Origin of the sequence: Streptomyces sp. NPDC004658 (assembly GCF_040609555.1) — a bacterium.
GTDB lineage: Bacteria > Actinomycetota > Actinomycetes > Streptomycetales > Streptomycetaceae > Streptomyces.
Genome location: NZ_JBEXKG010000002.1, coordinates 198,252 through 204,251, shown reverse-complemented (window position 1 = coordinate 204,251; position 6,000 = coordinate 198,252). Strand labels below are relative to the sequence as shown.

Below are 6,000 nucleotides of genomic sequence, written 5' to 3'. Positions count from 1 at the left end.
CGCTTCCGGCAGACCGGTCAGGTCGGACTCCTGCCAGGGCAGCGGCACCTCGCGGAGCGCGCGGTCTGCTCCGCAGACACGACGCGCCGCCGCTACGGCGGCGGAACAGGAATTGCTCCGCAATTCCAAATTCCGGCTCCGCCGGAATTAACGGGCCAACTCCGTTGCCCCGGGCCCGAATTCGCTCCGCGATTCGGGCCAGAACGGGATTCGCTCCGCGAATCCCTCGGGCTGGCTGCACAGAGAGCAGGGAGGCTCTCTGGCCCATTCTTGCCATTCCTGATGAGACGTCAGTAATGGAACTCTCCGGCCTGTTATAGCTCCCCTGACTCCGGGCTCGCCGTTCTGAATAGGGTCTCACTTTGCGGATCGTGAAGGCTGTAGTTCAAGGGCTAAGGAAGCAAAAATCTAGGGAACTTCCGAGAGATCGTCTTCCTCCGCTGTGAGCGCGAGGCGTCTCGGGGTGAGAGAGGCCGGCTCGCCGCATCCGGCCAGACCAGCCCAGTTCAGACTCCAGGACCGTGGAGAGGGAGCGCCGCCCAGGCGAACCCTGCTGGCCCGTGGGTGCTGGGGCTCCCCGATCAATGCCAGGTGGTCTGACTTTTGTCCTGTCGAACGGTGCGTCAAATTCGACTTGATTCCTTTGACGCTGCCTCAATAGCCTTGTCTTTATGCCACAATAACGTACATGTCGAAGAAGGACGTGTGGGTTCGGATCGGTGGCAAGACCTTCACTGCCGACACTATCAAGCAGATAGATGAGAGTGAACCCCGCTACCTCCAAGTCAAGGTGACTGGCGAGCGGGAGCCTTTGAAAATTCGTGGTCGTGTTTCATGGCGGACTGAGGGATTGACCGACGAGGAGCGGCGGCGTTACTCCGATTCCATGCTGCCTGCGGTTGTCGCGCAGGGGCTCCTCGACGCCATCGCGTCCTGTGCGGCGGACGGCGGGCACTGGCTGCTCAGCTTCGAGGACAACCCCGCTCAGACGGAGGCGAGTTGGGTACGTTGCGAGTTGGGTAAAGATGGGCTGCCGTCACAGCGGCGTGCGTACGAGGGAACTTCGGTCACTGCGAGCACGACGGAGCCGGCCTCTGCGTCCAGGGGCACGGGCGGATCGGATGCGATGCCGGCGGGCGAGCGTGCGCTGCTTGCTCTCGGGTACCGGCGGGACAGTCATCGTCGGGAGCGTCTGGATGAGCGGGAGCGGCAGCGGATGCTTGCCCGGGTCCCTGCGCACTGGCGCGTGCCCGGTAGGCCGTCCGCGGAGCCTGGTGCGGCGGCCGGTGGCGGCGAGGGGGACGTCGCGGTGAGCGATGAGCAGCGTTGTGGGGCCAAGCATGGAGGCCTCGGGCGGATCTGTGTTCTTCGGGAGGGCCATGTGGGACTGCATCGTGGTCACAGTCCTGCTGGCGTTTTCGCGTGTTGGGAGGGTGACGCTGACATCTAAAGACGGTTGAGTACTGACGGGGTGCTCACGTGCAGTTGGGCGTGGGCTGGTCAGTGCGGTGAGGCCAGCTTGCTGAAGACCCAGCGGAGGACTTCTTGGTCGACGCGGGTGCGGCCGGTGCGCTTCAGGGCGGTGCGGGTGAGGGCGGTCAGGCGGGCCCAGTTGCGGAAACTGCCGTGCGCGGCGCGGCTGTCGGCGTAGGTGATGTCGTCGGGGTCGGCGTCGGCCCAGATGGGGTGGTAGAGCGGGATCGTCTGGAGGACCTCGTCTCGGGTGAGGCGGGTGAAGCGCTGCCAGATGAAGATCCGGGAGGAGAGCATCGGTTCTTTGGTCAGCGCCTGGTGGCAGCCTTCGCCGCCGACGAAGATGACGGCGAGCTGGGTGTAGGGGTCGTCCCAGAGGTATCGGACGTATTCCAGCTGGTCGCTTTGGAGCCACTGGGCTTCGTCCAGGACGAGTGTGCGTGGGTGTGTGGCGAGTGCGTTTTTGAGGAGGTGGTCGAACTGGCTGGCGTAGCGCGGGGGTTGGCCTGGTAGTTCGAGCGCGGTGTGGAGTTCGTGGCGCACGGCGCGGGTGGTGGCGCGGGCGTGGAAGGTGATACGGCGGATGTCCTCGTCGGGTTCGAGTTGGCGCAGACAGCTGGTGACGGCCATGGTCTTGCCGAAGCCGGCGCCGCCGTGGACGCACATCATGGCGCGGGCGTCGATGGTGTCGGTGAGGTTCTCGCGGGCGGTGAGCAGCGCCTGGGTGGTCACCAGGCGGGCATCGGGCAGGGCGACGTACTGGTCGGTGGATGGTGGGGGCAGGTGGCCGCCGGTCATGGGGAGTCCTCGCTGGGGGTGGGGGGTGCGGCGGGGCGGGTGCGGGCTTTGAGGGCTGCGGGGATGGCCCAGTCGGCTGGTGGCGGGGCGGGCGGGATGAGGTCGGGTAGCGCGAGGGCGGCCAGGTCGGTGTGCTGCTCCTGGTCGAGTTCCCGGGCGGCTTCGGTGGCGGTCGTGGCGTCCAGACGGTGCGCGTGGCCAGGTGTGGTGGCGGGGGCGAAGCGGGTGTGACGCAGTTGCTCGGCGGCTTTCGCCTCGTCGCGCAGGCGCCGGGCGCGCCGGGCACGGGTGCGGCGCAGCGCGGCGAGCTGCTCGTCGCTGGCCTGGTCGGCGAGGTGAGCGGTGCCGAGGTGGCGGCCGTGGGGTGTGCAGAGTTCGATCTCGTGGGTGTGGTGGGGCATGAAACGCACGGTGACTTTGAGGCCGGCTTGTCCGGTCATCCAGTCGGCGATGTAGTCGCGGCCCTGGAAACGGACGCCGTGGCTGGTGACGGTGCGGGTGCGGGCGTCGTCCTAAAGAGTGAAGGTCCACACGTCGGCGGCGGGGACGTCGTTGAGCGGGGTCGGATCGGCCTGCCACGCTTCGAGCGGGGTTGCGCCGTGCAGTTCGGCAGGTTGGTGCTCGGTGTTCCACCACTGCGCCCAGGCCAGCACATGTTCGGTGAACGCCTCGAACGACATCGGTGGGGCCGTCTCGGGGCGGCGGTCGGGGCGGCGGAGCGGCTTCTTGGGGGTGTAGCCGGGCAGGGCCGTGAACAGCATGCGGGAGACACAGTGGTTGAGGTTCTCGATGCTGCCCTTGAGGTGGGGGCTGTAGGGCGGCAGGACGGTGATGTCCGCGTCCAGCGCGGTCAGGGCGGCGGTGACGGTGCGGGAGAGGAAGTCGCGGCCGCGGTCGAAGCGGACGTGCTCAGGCAGGCCGCCGACGGGGCCGTAGGGGTCGGTGCGCAGGACGGCGGAACGCAGCGCGGCCAGGACCGAGGCGCGGGTGGGTGTGCCGGGGGTGACAGCGAGGCCGGTGATGGCCTTGGTCGCGCAGTCGATGAACCACGTGACGTACGGGGGTACGAGATCGCCGTCGGCTTCGACGCGGAGCGGGGCCTGGACGTGGTCGGCCTCCCAGACGTGGTTGCGCCAGGCCCGGGGGCGTTTGGCGAACACGTCCAGGGCGCGGGCAGCCTCGGGACCGTGGCGGTAGCCGGCCCGCTCCCCCGCCGTCACATCCCGGCGCAGAGCCCTGAGGAACGTCGGCAGCGACGGCACGGGGTCCAGCAGCGGCACGGCCGCGGGCGGAGCGCCGCCCGGAAGGCAGGCGGCGGGTTGCGACAGGCCGGGGTCGATGCTCGTGGAGGTGCCGGTCTGCGTGCCGGTGTCCTTGGGCGGCTCGGTGTCGGCGGCGGCACGGGCGCGGGCGACGAGTTCACGGTGGACCGCGGAGGCGTTGCCGTGCCAGTACGCCAGCAGCACCCGGATCTCGGCAGTGATCTCGAACCGGACGGTGCGGCGCGCTCCCGGACGGGCGGCCGTCTCGGGTATGGCGGTCGCTTCCGCCAGCCACCGCCATACCGTGCGCTCCGAGACGTTCAGGCACTGGGCGGTGGTCCGGACGTGGGCGCGGGTGAGCCGGCGCTCGGCGCGCAGCGCGAGCAGACGGCGTACGGCCGGGGCTCGCAGGGCGGTGAGTGAGGCGGGGTCCAGGTCGGGGTCGGACGGGGGTGGTGACGGTGCTGGGGCGGGGTTGTGGTCGGGGGTGGTCGCGGTCATGGGTGTCCTTCGGCCCCCGTGAGGTGAGATCGGTCAGGGGGTGGGGCCGAGGCGGGAGCAGGCGCGGCTCAGCAGGGCGCGGTCCACCGGGGTTTCAGGGTGACGGAGCAGGGTCGCGTAGGCGTGGGAGGTGATCTTCGCCCAGGTGCGGAAGTTCCCCTTCGCGTGTGTGGTGTTGGCGTGCAGCAGGTCGGCGTCCGTCACGGCGTCCCACAGCGGGTGGAACAAGCGCAGCGCGGTGGGGACCTGGCTGGTGTCCAGGCGGGGCACCTGCTGCCAGGTCAGCACCCGGGAGGCCAGCGCCGGGGCCCGCGTGAGGGTGCGCTCGGCGCCCGCGCCGCACAGCACGAGCGAGGTCTGCGTGGTAGGCGCGTCGACGAGCAGGCGCAGGTAATCCAGTTCCGGGGCGGCGATGCGCTGCACGTCATCGATGACCAGCACACCAGGGGCCTGGAAAGCCTCCAGCAGCGCGCGGTCGGCCGCGTCCGTGCGGTTCGTCAGCGCGGTGGCGGGCAGACCGAACGCGGTCAGCAGCGCTGCTCTCAGTTGCGGCAGCGCCGGTTTCACCGCCACCAGCGCACGGTGCACCGGCGTGCGGCGCGGCAGCAGGCGCAACGCCTGCTGCACTGCGACCGTCTTGCCGTGCCCGGGGTCCCCGTACACGCACACGATCCCGCGGGCCGTGATGGTGTGCGCGAGCGCCTCGGTCACCTGGCCGAGCTGCCGGGTGGAGACGACGTGCGCACCGGGTACGTACAAACGCACACCGCTGTCGGTGAACGGCGTGGCGTGGGCTGTTTCAGCGTTTTCCGCGCCGTCCCTCGCTGCGGGATCGGTGGTCGCCTGGCCGGCCTCGTCGACCGTGCCCGGTAGGGCCAGCTCGGCCAGCGCACGGTCATAAGCGGCCGGATCGCCCCGGGCGTATCCAGGACGAGGAAGGTCAAGGACACGGCCCGCACGCCGTTCCCGGTTCACTGCGTGGTGCAGCGTCGTCAACGACGGCAGGCGGTCCCGGCCCACCATGGGAAGCACGTCAGCGGCGTGCTCGGCCATCCAGCGGTGTAAGGCCTTCACGTTCCCGCCCAGCTCCCCCAGCCGGGCCCACAACGCATCCGTCAACGTGAACGCCTCACGCCGCCGGGTGGGTTCGAACGATCCCGACTCCTTCGCCACGGCCAGCCAACGCCACACCGTGCGCAGACAGACCCCCGCCGACTGCGCGGCGATCCGCACATGCACCGTCTGCAGCGTCCCGGCCTCATCCAGCACGAGAAGACGCCGCACCACCACCTGCCGGGCCAGCACACGATCTTGTGCCCCGGAGCCGCCAGCCGATCTCTCGGCTCCCACCGCAAGCATCGGCAGCAGAGACGGCGAAGCCGGCGAAGAAGCTGTCATACCGGCCAGCCCACACCCCGGGCCTGACCAGAACACAGGAAACCTCATCCCCATGACAGCCGGCAACCGGGTGTGCTAGCCCGAACCCTCACACCACAGCAGCCGATTGGTCATCCCATGACAGCCATGATCCAGCACGCCTCGCCGAGCAAGGTGCTGGTAGGCAGGCCATCCACCACATCAAAACCCGCTGCCAACCAACCCACCGCCACAACACCGACCATTCACAGGCGGCGGGATGTCGTCGGGATGGGCTGCGGCGATGTGCCGGGCGACGGCGAGTTGCTCGTAGAAGCAGCCCTCGTCCCTGCGGATTGCCTCGGCGAGGCTGGCCAGCAGCGCTGCGCACTCGCCGCACGCGAACATGAACGGCGGCGGTAACGGCAGGATGGCGTCTTCCGGGAGCTCCATCTCTCTCTCCTTCGAGGAGGCCCGCCCCGCCTACTCTTCCGGAGACAGGCGGGACGGGGGCATGTGGGTGCGGCCCTGACCCGAAACGGCCGCCATGGGAGTGCGTCAGTGCAGGGTCCTCGCCAGCACCAGGGCGAGGACGGGGCCGGTGACGGCC

General features: G+C 69.4%; 5 protein-coding genes and 1 pseudogene. 1 reads left to right on the top strand and 5 read right to left on the bottom strand.

The genetic code is table 11. The features are described 5' to 3' along the window. The first annotated feature begins 688 nt into the window (after positions 1-688). On the top strand, positions 689-1,450 hold the full coding sequence (locus ABZV94_RS02215; RefSeq protein ID WP_356336244.1) for a hypothetical protein: 762 nt from the start codon (positions 689-691) through the stop codon (positions 1,448-1,450). A gap of 50 nt (positions 1,451-1,500) precedes the next feature. Here the strand turns inward: ABZV94_RS02215 and ABZV94_RS02210 are convergent, their stop codons facing one another. From ABZV94_RS02210 to ABZV94_RS02190, 5 genes and pseudogenes are all read right to left on the bottom strand, one after another. Next, on the bottom strand, positions 1,501-2,271 hold the full coding sequence (locus ABZV94_RS02210) for an ATP-binding protein (RefSeq protein ID WP_356336242.1): 771 nt from the start codon (positions 2,269-2,271) through the stop codon (positions 1,501-1,503). Further along, positions 2,268-2,765: pseudogene (locus tag ABZV94_RS02205) on the bottom strand (Mu transposase C-terminal domain-containing protein); the annotation flags it as partial. The pseudogene ABZV94_RS02205 and the gene ABZV94_RS02210, both read right to left, overlap by 4 nt. Positions 2,766-2,783: 18 nt before the next feature. Then, complete coding sequence (locus ABZV94_RS02200) at positions 2,784-4,034, bottom strand: DDE-type integrase/transposase/recombinase (protein WP_356336240.1); 1,251 nt, start codon at positions 4,032-4,034, stop codon at positions 2,784-2,786. Positions 4,035-4,067: 33 nt separating this feature from the next. Then, on the bottom strand, positions 4,068-5,318 hold the full coding sequence (locus ABZV94_RS02195) for an ATP-binding protein (RefSeq protein ID WP_356336238.1): 1,251 nt from the start codon (positions 5,316-5,318) through the stop codon (positions 4,068-4,070). A 294-nt stretch (positions 5,319-5,612) separates the two neighbouring features. Next, positions 5,613-5,843 carry a hypothetical protein gene (locus ABZV94_RS02190; RefSeq protein ID WP_356336236.1) on the bottom strand — a complete coding sequence of 77 codons (231 nt, stop codon included), beginning with the start codon at positions 5,841-5,843 and terminating at the stop codon, positions 5,613-5,615. Positions 5,844-6,000 lie beyond the last annotated feature (157 nt).

What these genes read in the sequence shown, in the direction of transcription:
- ABZV94_RS02215 (WP_356336244.1), top strand. Translation starts at nt 689, where the DNA reads ATGTCGAAGAAGGACGTGTGGGTTCGGATCGGTGGCAAGACCTTCACT.
- ABZV94_RS02210 (WP_356336242.1), bottom strand. Translation starts at nt 2,271, where the DNA reads ATGACCGGCGGCCACCTGCCCCCACCATCCACCGACCAGTACGTCGCC.
- ABZV94_RS02200 (WP_356336240.1), bottom strand. Translation starts at nt 4,034, where the DNA reads ATGACCGCGACCACCCCCGACCACAACCCCGCCCCAGCACCGTCACCA.
- ABZV94_RS02190 (WP_356336236.1), bottom strand. Translation starts at nt 5,843, where the DNA reads ATGGAGCTCCCGGAAGACGCCATCCTGCCGTTACCGCCGCCGTTCATG.